This window comes from Microbulbifer maximicatervae (SeqCode) (assembly GCF_052466985.1).
Map to the genome: position 1 here is coordinate 656,926 of NZ_CP174298.1, position 14,096 is coordinate 671,021.

10 protein-coding genes and 1 riboswitch are annotated in these 14,096 nt (G+C 48.0%); of the genes, 5 read left to right on the forward strand and 5 right to left on the reverse strand.

What is annotated here, in order from left to right; genetic code table 11:
* Window positions 1-27: 27 nt before the first annotated feature.
* The gene (locus ACJJI3_RS02930) at window positions 28-2,169 is read right to left on the reverse strand and encodes a TonB-dependent receptor (protein ID WP_444941439.1); all 2,142 of its coding nucleotides are present in this window, start codon (window positions 2,167-2,169) and stop codon (window positions 28-30) included.
* 55 nt (window positions 2,170-2,224) lie between these two features.
* Window positions 2,225-2,340, reverse strand: a riboswitch (TPP riboswitch).
* Window positions 2,341-2,401: 61 nt separating this feature from the next.
* On the opposite strand from ACJJI3_RS02930, the gene ACJJI3_RS02935 reads away from it, so the two are divergent.
* The 3 genes from ACJJI3_RS02935 (at window position 2,402) to ACJJI3_RS02945 (ending at window position 4,943) form a co-directional block, all read left to right on the forward strand.
* A complete protein-coding gene (locus tag ACJJI3_RS02935) occupies window positions 2,402-3,238 on the forward strand; it encodes an SDR family NAD(P)-dependent oxidoreductase (protein WP_444897649.1) in 837 nt (278 codons plus the stop codon).
* 33 nt (window positions 3,239-3,271) lie between these two features.
* Window positions 3,272-3,565 carry a hypothetical protein gene (locus tag ACJJI3_RS02940; RefSeq protein ID WP_444928144.1) on the forward strand — a complete coding sequence of 98 codons (294 nt, stop codon included), beginning with the start codon at window positions 3,272-3,274 and terminating at the stop codon, window positions 3,563-3,565.
* Between the two features lie 427 nt (window positions 3,566-3,992).
* Window positions 3,993-4,943 (forward strand): DUF2608 domain-containing protein, encoded by a 951-nt coding sequence (locus ACJJI3_RS02945; RefSeq protein ID WP_282932393.1) that lies wholly within the window; start codon window positions 3,993-3,995, stop codon window positions 4,941-4,943.
* Window positions 4,944-5,368: 425 nt separating this feature from the next.
* On the opposite strand, the gene ACJJI3_RS02950 is transcribed toward ACJJI3_RS02945, so the two are convergent.
* Entirely contained in the window at window positions 5,369-8,092 is a 2,724-nt protein-coding gene (locus ACJJI3_RS02950) for a di-heme oxidoredictase family protein (RefSeq protein WP_444941440.1), read from the reverse strand.
* Window positions 8,093-9,086: 994 nt separating this feature from the next.
* On the reverse strand, window positions 9,087-10,175 hold the full coding sequence (gene trmA / locus ACJJI3_RS02955; protein ID WP_444941441.1) for a tRNA (uridine(54)-C5)-methyltransferase TrmA: 1,089 nt from the start codon (window positions 10,173-10,175) through the stop codon (window positions 9,087-9,089).
* 53 nt (window positions 10,176-10,228) lie between these two features.
* On the opposite strand from trmA, the gene ACJJI3_RS02960 reads away from it, so the two are divergent.
* The gene (locus tag ACJJI3_RS02960; RefSeq protein ID WP_444917522.1) at window positions 10,229-10,633 is read left to right on the forward strand and encodes a secondary thiamine-phosphate synthase enzyme YjbQ; all 405 of its coding nucleotides are present in this window, start codon (window positions 10,229-10,231) and stop codon (window positions 10,631-10,633) included.
* Between the two features lie 27 nt (window positions 10,634-10,660).
* Here ACJJI3_RS02960 and ACJJI3_RS02965 read toward each other — a convergent pair whose 3' ends face one another.
* Both ACJJI3_RS02965 and ACJJI3_RS02970 read right to left on the reverse strand, forming a co-directional pair.
* Complete coding sequence (locus ACJJI3_RS02965) at window positions 10,661-11,686, reverse strand: Gfo/Idh/MocA family protein (RefSeq protein WP_444941442.1); 1,026 nt, start codon at window positions 11,684-11,686, stop codon at window positions 10,661-10,663.
* Window positions 11,687-11,932: 246 nt separating this feature from the next.
* Complete coding sequence (locus ACJJI3_RS02970; protein ID WP_444941443.1) at window positions 11,933-12,823, reverse strand: LysR family transcriptional regulator; 891 nt, start codon at window positions 12,821-12,823, stop codon at window positions 11,933-11,935.
* Window positions 12,824-12,914: 91 nt separating this feature from the next.
* Here ACJJI3_RS02970 and ACJJI3_RS02975 point away from each other — a divergent pair, with 91 nt between their 5' ends.
* On the forward strand, window positions 12,915-14,090 hold the full coding sequence (locus ACJJI3_RS02975; protein ID WP_444941444.1) for an MFS transporter: 1,176 nt from the start codon (window positions 12,915-12,917) through the stop codon (window positions 14,088-14,090).
* Window positions 14,091-14,096 lie beyond the last annotated feature (6 nt).

A 14,096-nucleotide genomic window follows, 5' to 3' on the forward strand; every position in this document is an offset into this window, starting at 1 on the left:
AAGCGCTGCCCCAACGTCACTGAGTGATTAGAAGGTGTAGGTGCCTGTTACCCCGGCAATCCGGGGCTCGCCATATTGATAGTAGGGCTCGGGTGCGTAGCCGTTGGCCGGGTTGTTGCCATACTGGTTACTGAAGTAAAACCCACGCACATAGTAATCTTCGTCAGTCAGGTTTCTTCCCCACAGGGCAACATCCCAGTTATCTCCCTGGTAGGTCAGGCGAGCATTGACCAGTTCGTAGGCTGTGGATTTTTCGTTGTGGCTGTTTGAGAAGTAGAACTCGTCTTTACCCTCAAGCTCCAATCGCAAGATCAGGTTGGGAAGCAGGTCGATTTCTGTACCGGTGAAGAACTGGTAGTTGGGGGCGTGAGCGATATCGCGGCCATCCAGATCAACCGCTGCCAATACTGTTCCTGCGTAGTCATCGCGGGCATCGACGTGGGAACTACTTTCGTAGTCTTTAAATTCCGCATTCAGCCAGCCAGCAGAGGCGAAAAAGCGCAGGGCGTCGGTAGCCTGATAGTTCAGTTCCACCTCTAGACCAGTAGTACTTCCGCCGGCTGCATTGGCAAGGTAGTCACTAAATGAGTAGTCGGCAGGGTTAAAGATAGAAACCTTGGCCTGAACGTCATCCCGGTCCTGGTAGAAAGCCGCAACCTGGGCTTGCAACCGATTCTCCAGCCAGCTGCCCTTAATACCTAATTCATAGTTGAGCATATGTTCGGTATCGAACTCGAACATGTCACTGTTGATCTCAGTGTTGCTTGTTGATTCTGAGATGATTCTGCCGTTTACACCGCCGGCTTTATAGCCTCGGGAAACCGTAGCGTAGAGCAGGGTGTTGTCGGTGTAATGGTATTGCAGGGAGATATTGCCGCCCCACAGGTTTTCTCCATTATCTGCATCGATGTTATAGGAATCTGAGTAATCGGCCTCGCGTCTTTCCAGTCTCAGGCCGGTGATCAACTCGATCGTCGGGGTGATTTCCGTAGAGAGCTGGCCATAGATGGCAGAGTTTTCAGTATCAAAAGTGCTGCGGAAACTCTGGTTGCGATTTAGGTCCTCGCGCTCCGTGCGGCCATAAAGGCCCACAACCCAGTGGCTGCGATCCCAGAATAACTTGGACTCTTCGGTAGAGAGTACGCGAAGGTCAATACTGATATTGTCTTTATCGCGCTGGTAATTATCCGTTGAGCTGTATTCCCAGGAATGAAAGCCGACATAGCTCCAATCCTCATCGTAGCCATATTCAGTATCTGAATCGGCGAGGCTGAGGGTGCCTTCAAGGGTAAAGTTCTCGTTACCAGACCATTGAGCAGTCAATGCGCCGGCAAAGGTTTCCTGGCGATCCCAGCCGGGCTGGTCAGATTGGGTTTCACGGGTATTATAGAGAGAGAAAGCATCGTAGCCGTTATCAACGTCGATAAAGAAGAGGGTAACGCCCAGCTTTAAATCGTCGGACGGGGAGTAGGCCAGCTTTCCGCGCAGTACAGACTCATCAATATTGCTGGTGTCATCGCGGTTGAGATACACATTCTCGGTATAGCCGTCGGATTTGCGTTTGCTGGCAGCCAATCGATAGCCAAGAGCATCGCTCAAAGAACCACTGGTAGCCGCAGACAGACTCTGTCCATTGTACTCACTTAGCTCGGCGGACACCTTGGTGGTCGACTCACTGGTGGGCGCTGCACTGGTCATGTTGATCAGGCCGGCCAGGGCATTAGCGCCGTACACTGTGCCCTGTGGGCCCCGCAGGATTTCCACTTGATCGATATCCAAGGTGCTGGCTGCGAGCCCCAGGCCAGTAAAGTCGATACCGTCGATGATCAGGCCAACTGAGGGGTTTACTGGGTCGATAAACTGGCTGCGCTCACCAATGCCGCGAATCTGTACAAATCGTCCCCTGGAGGCGCCAGACGAAAAATTTACATTGGGCGCCATGTTCAAAAGCTGGTCCAGATTGGCCGCGCCCCGCGCATCGATCGCGCTTTCATCCAGTACGGTAACACTGGAAGGAAGCTCCAAAAGGTTGGTTTCCCGTAGCTGTGCCGTAACCACCACTTCCTCAAGCCCGGTCTCTGCGGTATTAGCGGTGGCGATACCGGCGAACAGGCTGCTGGCAAGGCTGACAGACCAGGCAATAGGGTGGGTGGGAAACTGTTTTTTCATGGTTCTCTCTCGAATAACGGCAGTGAAAGAGACCCGGAGTGCGACGTGGGGAGGTTTTGCTTTGTCTACCTATTCCTACGCCGGTATTAACCGGATCAGGTTCAAGGGTTTGTCACGACAGACCAATTTGATCCCCGGACATCTCAGGCAAGGCCACCCCTTAGGTTTTGCGGGCGCGATGATAGCAGAAACTGGGGTATAAAGTGGTAAAAGCAAGGAAGGGAAAGCGCTTATGGATCAGGTATCTTACTTCAGTGGCAAGACGGCACTGATTACCGGTGGTGCTTCTGGAATCGGTGCGGCCTTGGCCTGTCGACTGGCAGCATTTGGGGCTCAAGTCATTATCGCGGATATCCAGCAGGACCTCGCTACGCAGGTTGTCAGCCAAATACAGGAGTCCGGTGGGAGAGCATCGTTTGTTCACTTGGATGTTCGTAACTATGATCAATTTTTTCAGGTCATTAGTGAAGTATCTCCGTTAGATTTCCTTTTTAACAATGCTGGCGTAGGAGTTGGAGGATATTTTTCCGATCATAATGTTGAAGATTGGAAAGCGGCGATTGATATCAATTTGTTTGGCGTTATTCATGGGCTCCAATGTGGTTTCCAGGCCATGAAGCGCCAGGGCTCTGGCCATATTATCAATACTGCCTCGATGGCGGCTTTAGTTCCGTCGCCAGCAATGGCTGCCTACTCAGCTTCCAAGAGTGCTGTGGTAGCAATATCAAAGGCTATTCGCCCTGAGGCCGAGTCCTGCGGTGTACGAGTGAGTGTTTTGTGTCCCGGGGCAGTATCAACGCCGATTTTGCAGGGAGGTGGCGTCAATGGGCGGATGCCAACTCCCATTCCTCCTCAACAGCAGGCAGAAATGTTCGAGCCTCTGGGGCCAATATCTGCTGATGCTTTTGCAGAAAAGGCTTTGTCTCAAATTGCAAAGAACAAAGAAATCATTGTTGTGCCAGCAAAACTTAAGTTGCTGTGGTGGCTGGAAAGATTGTTTCCTTCTTTGTTGTGTCGCCTTTCCTTTAAGCAGATGGAAAAAATACTTCAGCCTTTGGGACTAAAATAATTGTATCTTTGGAAAGGTGGAGTAAATTGGAAAATGATAATTTCCTGTGACCACTGTGGTGAAGTTTGGGAGTTTTCTGCTGAGACCCTGTCGAACATTCAAGGAATAGCACGGAATTTTCCTGAGGGGCGCATTACTGCAAGCTTACTAAAGGCGCTGAGAAGGGAACTTAAGCTGCCCATGCTCTACAGCAAAAATTTTGCTAATCATTTGACTATGAGAGAGGGATGCTGTTTTTACTGCCAGGAGCCCCTGGGCATAGAAGAAGCGTTTATAAAACACTGTCGGGGCTGTGGTGCCTTGAATTTGGATCGCAGATTTGCTTAATGGGGAGCAGCTTATTTAGAAGCACCCGGCGTGCCGAATTATCAGCATGCCGGGGTGGGGGCGGGGCAGCTTTATGCCGCTAATAGCAGAATCTAATATCCTGGTTTGGAGAAAGTATATCTATGAAGGGACTGGTGGTTGTATTGTACGACAACAATATGAAGCTCTGTTCAAATTATTCACAGATTAAGTATTATTTCTTTGCTAATAGAGCTGGCGGCTTACGCTTCCTATTTGGTACCCCCTCAGAACTTGATTCGATTTTCTGTTTTTCTGGCTCTGAATGATAAATTGCTATTTTTCAGGGGCACAAGTTAAGTACTATCTAGTCTAGGCATCATGCCAGTACAGTCTCTGTCTCCAGCTACGCCAAAACCATTCACTTTTTTGTGTTAATAATCAGGGTAAGTAAAAAGGAATTTATTTTATGAGCAAGTTTAATTCTCTACTGTATTCGATTGTTTTAATTGTGGCTTCTCATTGTGTGTCTGCCGGTGCTATTAAGAAAGAGGTGAACAGCTTTGAGGACGTCCAGAATATAATTGAAGAATCAGCCACCCCAATAAATACGTTACTGGTTATGGATAATGATGACACCTTGAGTATGATGCCTTGCGCTGAAAAGTCTCAATGTCAATATCTTGGTGGCGCAGCTTGGTACTCATGGCAGGAAACTTTATTGGAAACCGATCCTAATTCAGGTTTCCTTGTGGCAAAAACAAAAGAGGAGTTGATTAATATATCCGGTTTGCTCTTCTCTGTGAGCAATATGGTTTATACAGATGACAATATTGTGCCGGTACTTGACAGCTTGAGACAAAGTGGGGTGCGATTGATGGTTGAAACTGCAAGGGGCGATGCAGATGTTTCAGCTACCGAGAGACAGTTCAAACGCTTGCCAACCCCGAATACGTCCTACCAAAATTTATTAGAGCTTATTCGGTCAAATACTCTCAACTTCAGTCCAAATAATCAATTTAGCCTTGCAAGTCCGTTTAAGCCCTGTGATTTAAGTGAGGCAAGGCCAGTAAGCTATCGGCAAGGTATTATGTACTTAGCCGGGCAAGATAAAGGCTTTATGCTTGACTGCTTGCTGCGATCCTACAATTCTTCGGCTAATAGTAGTGAGCACTACCTAATTTCCAACATTATCTTTATTGATGACAGTTTTGAGAATGTCGAAAGTGTTTACCAGGCATTCAAGGACAATAAGAAATATGAGGTAATAGCCCTGCACTACACCCGTCTAAGTAAGCACAAGCAGGATTTTATGGACGGGCCTCAGAAAAAAGCATTACAAGAAACTGCGAAAAAGAGATGGGAAACCATCATGGCGAGTCTTAATAGTGCGCTATTAATGCCGGCTGTTGAAAACTAGTTTAACTTCCTTGTAACTAAGCTCAACGGCTCCATTTTTAAACTGTCATCCAAGTAAAAAGGGAAGTGTATACGTCTACCTCCAATATTTAATCGATTTTGGAGGTGCCGAGCAGTCAGAAGAGATGGTAGTCGTTGTATAACGATTAATCGGTTATAACTCAGTTGAAGAGGGAGGAGCATTAACCGGCTGTAATTTCGCGAGCCACGCGCCTAGGTCTTTTTGGCAGAGTGCAGGCTTGCCGCACCATTGCTACTGAATCGATTTTTTAAGTTTTGATAAAAATAGAACACGTTATTTGCGGATGGACGTTTCTGTAAAAGCTTTGAATTTTTCCAGTGAACAATAACGTATATCTCCACCAGAAAGGTATCCAGCAAGCTATGACCTTAGCTGGATACCCTTGTGATTGGTTAGGTTATGGTTTACAGCGACTGTAAGAACTTGAGTAGCGAGTTTCGCTCTGAAGCCGACAGATCAATATAGTTCTGTTGGCTCTCAGCAGCTTCTCCCCCGTGCCAGAGAATGGCTTCTTCAATAGACCGGGCGCGACCATCATGCAACAAATTACTGTGACCATTCACTGCGCTATTAACACCCAATCCCCATAAGGGAGGCGTTCTCCACTCGCGGTTGTACTCCGCGCTAATCGTCAAGTTGTCTGCCAAACCTTCGCCCATATCATGCAGGAGTAAGTCTGTATAGGGGCGAATGACCTTGCCTCTCAACTCCTCAAGAGGGTGAGCGTGATTGGTGTTCATCTCTGGCCGGTGACAGGATGAGCAGTTGATCGATTCAAATAGAGCTTCACCCTGAGCCACGATGGATTCATTGATTAAATCGGGATTTCTGGGCGGTGCGCCCAGTGCCTGAAGATAAGTAGTTAGGTCGTCCAGGTGAGAATCAGTGAGCTCTTCGTCGTGATTACTGTGCTTTTTACATTCCAGCTGTTCGATACCACAGTTTGCATTGGGTTCCAGTGCTGTGTTCACGCCAATATCATTGTTCAACGCATCTGCTGAGAAGCTGCGCAAGCTCGGTTGGGTAGCCTTCCAGCCAAAGCGTCCTACCTGGGGAAGAGGTGTTGAGCCCGTATCGACCAGTGATACTCGCCCAGAGATACCATCGCTATTGGAATCGTTAGGGTCGTGCCACTCAAGGATTTCTGTTTCGTCAACCGCCTCAAGTAAGCCCAAGCCAGTGATGTTTTGTGGCATACGTGGCGAAAAGTAATCAGCGGATGTGTTTTCACCTTCATTGGTTGTTACTACATAAGTGGGGGACTGTAGGGTGTAGCTATCCCCATTGGCATAGCTACCTTGAATGGGGCTATAGGTGACTTGAATAGATCCTTCTGGAGCTATGTCACTATTGAGTGAATGGGTTTGGAGGACAGGGCCAAAGTAGTGGTTTGGCAGGGGTTGTCCTGCTTGGGTTATTGCACCGGACGACAGCTTAAAGACCATCGAATTGGGAACATTAGCCTCTGAGGGGGCCGGGCCCCGGCCGTTATTGATATGGCACGCCAGACATGATTGCTCAATGGTTAAGCCTGCTGACAGGTTTGCCATTTGGTTGAAGTCTGGGTTCCCGAGTTCCTCGTGCTCTCCGGTATTAAACCGGGTGTGGAATATCCTGCGACCATCTAGAAACTCGTTGTGTGTCTCCCACTGGATGTTGAGGGCTTCTCTGAAGTAGGCTGTCCAGTCGGCGATTCCGCTGTCCACGATGTAAGTATCATAGACATCAATACCATCTAGTATTGGGTAGGTGACTTCAACGGCATCAGCGTCGGAAGCCGTTGCCCATTTACCATCGCTGCCTGCGTAGTAGGTAAGAGTATTATCGTCAGTATTTACTGAAATGACTTCTGAAGCGGGTACCGGGTCAGTAGCCCTGATGTATGCTGCGGTTGCTTCACCGGCACTTTCAACAGCGGTCTCAGTTTCCAGGTCTGCAACCATATGAATACCGGGTTGGCCCAGGAGAATGCGGTAGGTGTCTGTGTAGTAAACTGTCTGCCCACTGACATTCTCATCGCCCTCCTCAATGCCAATGAATTGCTGAAACTCCACCTCCATCCATTCGCCGACTTCCAGCTGCCCGTCATCACCATCGTGAGCATCGTAGGTGATACGACATACCCAGACTTGGCCTCTCCCATCTTCATCAGCTTCCCGGTAAGGGGTTTCATCAAATCTGGCGTTGCTATTAAAGTCAGCGCGGTGTTCATTTGAATAAGAGGAGCGGCATTCGGGTGGCCGATAAAGCGCGTATTCGGCAGAGTAAAAGATCTCAATCAGGTTCTCACCGGCGGGCGTATGGTCGTGAATCTCTATGCCAAAGGTTCTGTGTTCAAAGTAGAAGGTCGGGAACTCGTAAAAACTATCCTCGGATTCATGTCGCAGACGTGCTCGGCCACTTGCCAGTGTTACAATGGTGCCATCTTCCTGAATATACCAGTGTTGAGACTCTTCTTCTGGCTGCTCAGTATCAAATAGAGGAGTATATTCTATGGGCGCGGTTTGATTAATTTCCTCTGCCGCACGATCAAAAACCATCAGTTCCCACAAACTATATTGCGAACTCCCCTCACTGAGTTCAGTTCCGTTTAGCTGGACATAGCGATACTCTCCACCAATTAGGTGAGAATCAATGCGTTGGCCATATTCTCCTGAATCAGCTGTTGCCAGGGTGGTCCATGTTGTGCCGTCGCTTGAGCCCAGTACCTCGTAAGATTTTGCGTTGTGGTCGCCCCAGTCTATGACCACTTTGCTGAGCAAGTGTGTAGATTTAAGGTCAAGGGTGAGGCTTGATGTGCTGGCAGTATCACCACTTTCCCAAAGTGTCCTTCTTAAGTCATCAATGGCAAGGACCCCGTTGCCAGAACTGGAAGAAATAGTTCCACTACCTGCAATATTTTGTCCAACCTCTTCATCGGACTCAGCGGGCTCACCGCTTGAAGTTGGTGTTTCATCACTGGAGCCGTTGCCCTGAGAGTTGGGGGTAGCTTCTGTGGGGTCTTCATCAGAGCTATTATCCCCGCCTCCACCACCACATCCGGACAATACCATTATGAATAAGGCGAAAAATGCTGTTAAACAGATTTTTGCCAGTGGATTGATTGTTTTCTTGAAATACGGATCCATATATTTCTCGTTTTGTCAACAGCTATTTATAGTAATAGTGATGAAATGAACTTTACCTGTAATTTAAAAGGAGAATTTTCAAAATTCCTGTTGAGGGTGCTTGGTTCGGGGTAAAAATAATTTAACTATTATTTTTGGTGTGTGTCCTTTTGTTTGTATGTGCTGCTGTCTTTTGGTGATGATTACTCTTGGCCAATATTGGGTATGAATTTTCTAGCTTGATTTGTAGGACGACATAATAGTTATATTTTTTATTTGCATCGTTATGCTGCGTCCAGAGGGGGTGAATTTAAGTTAAAAAGGACAGCGATATGAGCTTGTTCTCAGTTTCCTGTTTTACTTCGCATGATGTATGTGATAGAGCGCACCTTATGTCTGTGATTTAGATTGGTGTATTTAATAGGTCTGGCTTATAGATTGATATCGTGTGTCAGTTGTGATGCTGAGTGCGTTAAAAAGTTAATCTTTAGTCTTATGTTAGATTTGATACAAGTAAAAATAGTTATTTAAAGATTGGTATTTGGTTTTATACCCATAGTTACTTTTATTCCCTTGGGTGTTTTTTATTGATTAACAAGCCCCCGATGCTGGGAATAATGCTCCAAGTCTCGATAATTGATTTTTTATGCGTGAAGGTATTATGTATATTGAAAGCTGGGCTTTACTTTTTTATGAATGGTTATCGAACATTGGTCATCGCTACGTCGAGCCTGATTCTTATAAAAAGCCCAAGCTTACTGGAGTGGCTGGTTTTAGCTATTGATTAATACAGCAATGACTTGAGCAGGGTGTGTAGATTATTTAATGGTGCTCATCGTTTGGAAAGTAAGTTGAAATCTCTTCGGCTCAGATAATATCGAGAAATGAGTATAGTTTTTAAAAGCTACTTGTATTGCTGAGCTTTGAATCTTTATCGCGATTTTATAAATAGACTTAGGAAGGGCTCCAGCGTTCAATAGGATCAGAATGCCGGAGGCCTTCAGCTAGTGAGACACTACTTCCTCACTAGCAATAACCCGGTTTCCGTATGATCTGTATAAGGGAACTGATCAAACAGAGCAAATCGCTCAATGCGATGGCTTTTGGTCAGCGACTCCAGATTTTCCAATTGGGTTTCTGGATTGCAGGAGATATACAGGATTCTCGGGAAGCGGGCGACCATCGCACAGGTGTCTTCATCCAAACCCGCTCGGGGGGGATCAACCAGGACGGTGGAGAAGTCGTAGCTATCCAGATCTATATCCTTAAGGCGGCGAAAGGGGCGTACCTTATCGATGGCCTGGGTAAACTCTTCACTGGATAGGCGTACGATATCCAGATTGGTGATCTGGTTGTTGGCGATATTCTCCTGGGCCGAATTTACCGATACCTTGGAGATTTCAGTGGCCAGGACTTTGCGGAATTTCTCGCTGAGCGGGATGGTGAAATTGCCATTGCCACAGTAGAGCTCCAGCAGATCGCTATCACTGTCTCCGCAGGCACTTCTCGCCCACTGGATCATGGAACGACAGATCTCCCCATTGGGTTGGGTAAAGCTGCCTTCTACCTGTTTGTACTGGTAAGTTTTCCCATCGATATCCAGTTTTTCGGTAACGAAGTCACGTTCCAAAACCACTTTTTGCTTGCGCGAGCGCCCCAAAATCGGGAATCCCAGCTGTGCCTGGAGTGCTTTGGCTTCCTGCTCCCAGGTCTCATCCAGTTTCTTGTGGTAGATCAGCGTAATCAGCGCATCACCATTCAGCGTGGTAAGAAACTCGGCGGAGAACAGGCGCTTGCGCAGGACTTCGCTATTATTGACAGCAGCCAGCACCTTCGGCATCAACTGGTTCATCAGCTCAGAGCCGACGGTAAATTCATCGATGATAAAGGGCTTCTTGTACTCACCCTGGCGGTACATGGCGTAATTGGCTACACCTCCCTCATGCCACACCTTGAATTCGGCGCGCAGGCGGTAGTGAATGGGTGGGGAGGGGAAGAGTTCCGGCTCCAGGTCAGTGAACTTGCTGTAAGCCTCTTGCAGGCGCTCGGCCTTGTCTTGAAGCTGTTGTGGGTAGTCGTCAGTATTAACGCGGTACAGTGCCATATTACAATGCGGTGTCAGTACAAAAAGCGGGCGCGAATTATATAGGAAACCGTATGGCAATAGGTGAGATAAAAATTCCGGTTCATGGGCAGGGGCTTCACGAGTTTACCGGCAGTGTAGTTGATTGGGTCAGTGAACAGGCTCCCGATGAGGGTCTGTGTACACTTTTCATACAGCACACCTCTGCAAGTTTACTGATCCAGGAGAATGCCGACCCCAGCGCGCGCCGTGACCTTGAGAGCTGGCTTAATCGACTGGTTCCGGAAAATGACTCGCTTTATACCCATACCCTTGAAGGGCCAGATGATATGCCGGCTCATATCAAATGCAGCCTTACTGCGACCAGCTTGTCCATTCCAGTGCAAAAGGGGCGTCTGATGCTGGGTACCTGGCAGGGGATCTACCTTTGGGAGCACCGCCATCATCATGGGGCTCGGCACGTTATCCTGCATATCTGATTCAATATCGCGCGTTGGTGGCGATAGTTAGACGGCTACGCCAACTGCTTGGCAGTACTGGTCGATCAGTGACTGGGTTGCGCGGGCCCTCTCGATTGCCTGGATACGCTCAACTTGATTATCTGGTCCTGTTAAGCAGCAGAAGTTTTCAATCATCTGTACCGCCTGCGATTGCTCTATTGGTACTTGCTGGTGCTCGAACTTATCTGGCGATGCCTGCCCCCTGCGAACCACAAATTCTGGCGTATATTCAGGATTGTAAAAGGCAGCGCTGTCTCTCCAGTCGAGTACAAAGTCGTCTAGCTGGATCAGGCCGCTTTCTCCCAGAATGTCCAGGTCCATTTGCCAAACGCCTGAGTCATATCCGAACTCAAAAGTTGAAGTCTGCCCGCTGGCAAATTCAATCAGGCCCGCACCGCTAATAATGGTCCCTGTTTGCGAGTCCCGCTTTATCGCTCCTGAAATTGCCTTTATTGCTCCTGTGGGGCGCATGTATTCGACGATTGCACGCATGTTGTACCAGCCGATATCCCCGATTGCGCCAGTGGGTTCTTTGTGTGAATCGAAGCGAATATTGTTGCGGTCCATCATAGAGGCAAAAAAGGCGCTGTGAATTCTGTTAACTGGGCCCAGATTCTTTTTTTGTTGCTGAATGATTTTGGCCGTGCGGGGGTGGTGGGTGAAATGTGTGGCATCCATAAATGTCAATCCTTCAGACTGAGCCCGAGCGGCAATTTTGTCGACCGAGGCAGTATTTAGAAAAGGTTTCTCACAGAGAAGATGCTTATGGTTGGCCAATGCCGCGAGGCAGATTTCCTCGCGGCTGGTGGTGGGGCTAGCCACGTAAATGGCATTCGAATCTTCCGCCTCTACCAGTGACCTCCAATCCGGGTAGACATTGGGAATCCCGTGTTCGCGAGCGAACTCTTTGGCCCGTGTGTGCCGCCTGCTGGTGACGGAGGAAAGTCTGGCGCTGCCAGCCTGGCTGATGGCTCGGGTGGTAAAGTCAGCAATATTGCCTGTGCCAACAACTCCGAAACGTATGCTCGCCATTGAAGGGTGCCTTGAGGTGGATTGAGGGATGGCAGGGACCAGTTTAGTAGAGAATAGAATAACCAAAGCTTGTTAAGCTGGTTTTGTGTTTGGTTATCAAATTTGGCCTTGCTTTTAAGGATAGTGGTTTCAGTGTTTTGTAAAATAAAGTGAAGCAGGCTGATTTTTCAGGATATTTAAAAGCGCATGATTAGGTCTTTTGCCGTTGTGACTTGAATGTACTGGTGTTGCATTTTCATTGATTTCCTATGCAAGCGTTAAGCGCGGTTCAATAAAGTCTAAAAAAGCACGGATGCGAGAAGAAAGGGCTGTGTTGCGATAGAAAACGGCGTTGACGAGTTCTCGCTGGTTTTGCTTGGACACACTCCCCGGTAGTATTTCTAATAGTTTTTTTGCTTTTAAATCCTTCTTGATCATGAAGTGCGATAATAATGCCAGGCCTTCCCCTTGCAGGCACATTTGGCGAATTAGCTCTCCGTTGCTGCTACTGATATTCGGTTTTACATCAACCCCTTTCCCGATAGGCCAACTATTAAGGTGTGTGGATTGAGTAAAGCCGATGACCCTGTGGTTGGTTAATTCATCAATATGGTTAGGGGAGCCGTAGCGCTCTAGATATTGCCGGCTGGCAACAATAGATAAAGGGCTTCGCCCTAGAAAACGCGCATGCAAGTTGGAGTCTTTTAAGGGGCCAATTCGAATCGCAACGTCGGTTCGACGCTCAATGAGATCAATAATGCTCTCATTGCTAACAAGCTCTAACTCTATGTGTGGATAGGCTCGTTGAAATTCAGGTAGTAGTGGCACTAATTGGTGAATCATAAACGGCGTCACCGCATCCACTCGCAGCCTCCCTGACGGCTGCTCCTTCAATTCTTTCAGCGTGTCTTCCGCTTGGTTTAAATATCGCAGCCCTTGCCTCACCCTGTCGCTGAAGAGGCGCCCCTCCTCCGTTAACTCCAGTTTGCGTGTGGTCCGATTTAGCAGGGTGCAGTCTAATTCTGACTCGAGGCGGCTCAAGGCTCTGGATACCCGTGCAACCTGAATATCCAGTGCGCGCGCAGCTGCAGACAAGCTGCCAGAGTCAATGGTTGCCAGGAAAATTTCTAGATCTTCGGTACGCGAGATTATTGCCATATTAGCAAAGGTGATTTGAGAGTGTTGCGGTTTTTAATAAAATTATCAGCCCGCATACTCCGGCGCAACCTTATTGCTCCGGGAGAAGAGTATGCCTTTTGCATTGTTGGCACTGACGCTAAGTGCCTTTGCTATCGGGACTACCGAATTCGTGATAGTAGGATTGGTGCCCATCATTGCTCAAGATTTGAGTATTTCATTGCCGTCATCTGGATTGCTGGTCAGCTTGTACGCTGTTGGAGTCGCCGTGGGCGCGCCGGTGTTAACGGCCTTAACCGGCCGTTGGACGCGGAAGCACGTGCTGTTGGCCCTGATGTCGCTGTTCGTGGTAGGGAATCTTTTGGCATGGATGGCGCCTAGTTATAGCTCGCTGATTAAGGCGCGTATTTTGACGGGTCTCGCTCATGGTGTTTTCTTTTCAATTGGCTCGACTATCGCCACAGGGTTGGTTAGTAAAGACAAAGAAGCTAGTGCCATCGCCGTTATGTTTACCGGGCTGACGGTTGCACTTGTGACTGGTGTACCTTTGGGTACATGGATTGGCCAACATTTTGGCTGGCGAGCAACCTTCATTGCGGTAGCGGGTTTGGGGGTGCTTGCATTAATTGGCAGTGCGCTGTTGGTGCCCAATAATCTCAAACAGTCGCCGCCAGCACGGTTATCTCAGCAGCTCAGTGTGTTAACCCAACCAAGATTACTTTTAGTGTACGCAATGACTGCCGTTGGCTATGGGGGTACTTTTACCGTATTCACATTTTTAGCTCCAATCTTAGAGCAGGTTTCTGGATTTGAGACCGGTGCTATCGGATTAATAATGCTGGTATATGGAATTTCGGTAGCGGTCGGTAATATTTGGGGTGGCAAACTTGCAGATAACTTAGGGCCTATTCGGGCGTTAACCATTATCTTTGTTGCACTCGCTTTTATCTTGTTTATTTTTACGTTCACCGCAGCCAATCCCATTACGTCGGTATTGACAATTCTAGTTTGGGGCGCGTTTGCATTTGGCAATGTCCCAGGGCTGCAAGTTTATGTTGTGCAGCTTGCCCAAAAATATACGCCACATGCAGTGGATGTAGCATCAGGGCTCAATATTGCAGCTTTTAACATTGGTATTGCACTAGGTTCAATCTTGGGCGGCCTCATTATTGAGGATATGTCACTCATGGATACATCTTGGGTCGGAGGCTCAATCGTGATTTTGGCATTGATGCTTACCCGACTATCTGGGTCACTGGATAAATATAGTCATTTAAAAATGGCGTAAGCCGAT

What these genes read in the sequence shown, in the direction of transcription:
- ACJJI3_RS02930 (WP_444941439.1), bottom strand. Translation starts at nt 2,169, where the DNA reads ATGAAAAAACAGTTTCCCACCCACCCTATTGCCTGGTCTGTCAGCCTT.
- ACJJI3_RS02935 (WP_444897649.1), top strand. Translation starts at nt 2,402, where the DNA reads ATGGATCAGGTATCTTACTTCAGTGGCAAGACGGCACTGATTACCGGT.
- ACJJI3_RS02940 (WP_444928144.1), top strand. Translation starts at nt 3,272, where the DNA reads ATGATAATTTCCTGTGACCACTGTGGTGAAGTTTGGGAGTTTTCTGCT.
- ACJJI3_RS02945 (WP_282932393.1), top strand. Translation starts at nt 3,993, where the DNA reads ATGAGCAAGTTTAATTCTCTACTGTATTCGATTGTTTTAATTGTGGCT.
- ACJJI3_RS02950 (WP_444941440.1), bottom strand. Translation starts at nt 8,092, where the DNA reads ATGGATCCGTATTTCAAGAAAACAATCAATCCACTGGCAAAAATCTGT.
- trmA (WP_444941441.1), bottom strand. Translation starts at nt 10,175, where the DNA reads ATGGCACTGTACCGCGTTAATACTGACGACTACCCACAACAGCTTCAA.
- ACJJI3_RS02960 (WP_444917522.1), top strand. Translation starts at nt 10,229, where the DNA reads ATGGCAATAGGTGAGATAAAAATTCCGGTTCATGGGCAGGGGCTTCAC.
- ACJJI3_RS02965 (WP_444941442.1), bottom strand. Translation starts at nt 11,686, where the DNA reads ATGGCGAGCATACGTTTCGGAGTTGTTGGCACAGGCAATATTGCTGAC.
- ACJJI3_RS02970 (WP_444941443.1), bottom strand. Translation starts at nt 12,823, where the DNA reads ATGGCAATAATCTCGCGTACCGAAGATCTAGAAATTTTCCTGGCAACC.
- ACJJI3_RS02975 (WP_444941444.1), top strand. Translation starts at nt 12,915, where the DNA reads ATGCCTTTTGCATTGTTGGCACTGACGCTAAGTGCCTTTGCTATCGGG.